At 66.4% G+C, this 750-nt stretch carries 1 pseudogene; it reads right to left on the bottom strand.

Annotation, left to right across the window (positions count from 1 at the left end):
* A pseudogene (locus tag ACERY3_RS25320) lies at positions 1-740 on the bottom strand (hypothetical protein); the annotation flags it as partial.
* Positions 741-750 lie beyond the last annotated feature (10 nt).

The raw sequence follows: 750 nt of genomic DNA, 5'->3' as shown, positions 1-750 counted from the left end.
CTGATACCCAGCGACTTCTGCACCGCCAGGGACTGCTGCATCTCGTAGGCCAGTGACACGCCGCTGGCATACGCCCGGCGGGCATTATCATCCTGCAGGGAGAGCGACTGTGCGCCAGGAGCAGGAGCCGCGCCGGACGTGGAAGGTGAGTCCGGTGCGACTGATGCAGGCGCCGGGGAAGGGGCAGCTCCTGATGCCTGCGTCGTGGCAGGCGGGGAGGATGCAGTCGCAGGCGATGCTGCAGGGACTGCGCCTGGCTCAGCCGCAATGCCCGCTGACGGCTGTGGTACGGCCGGGGGCGGAGTCACTGTCGCCGCCGTCAGGGGCAGCGCTTCGGCGCCCGTCGGGGGCGCAGAAGGATGCGCCCCGACAGGCGCACTGACAGCAGCACCTGTGACTGCATCACCCGTACCACCTGAAGGATGCACCGGTGTCACATCGCCACCAGAAGGCAGTTTGTGCTGAGATAACAGGTCAGTCTGCTGCGACATCAGCTTTTGCAGGAGCGCATCCTGTCTCGCCAGCTCCTGACGCAGGGCCTGTACTTCGGCCGTGTCCTGCGCCGGGGTCGCGGCATCCGCGCCCGTCACAGCAGGCGCTGCCTGTACGGACAGAACGGGTGCAGCCAGCGCCGCACACACCAGCAGGCGAACCATCACGCCTCCCGGGTGTCCTGACCCCGCGCGCACGGCCTTACCGGCGACATCAGGGTGTCCGCAATAACGCGTTAATGAATTCATTGCTGTTCTT

This window comes from Enterobacter cloacae complex sp. ESBL7 (assembly GCF_041679625.1).
GTDB classification, from domain to species: Bacteria; Pseudomonadota; Gammaproteobacteria; order Enterobacterales; family Enterobacteriaceae; genus Enterobacter; species Enterobacter asburiae_B.
Note: the sequence above shows the minus strand (reverse complement) of the source record. Positions and strands in the feature narration are given on the sequence as shown.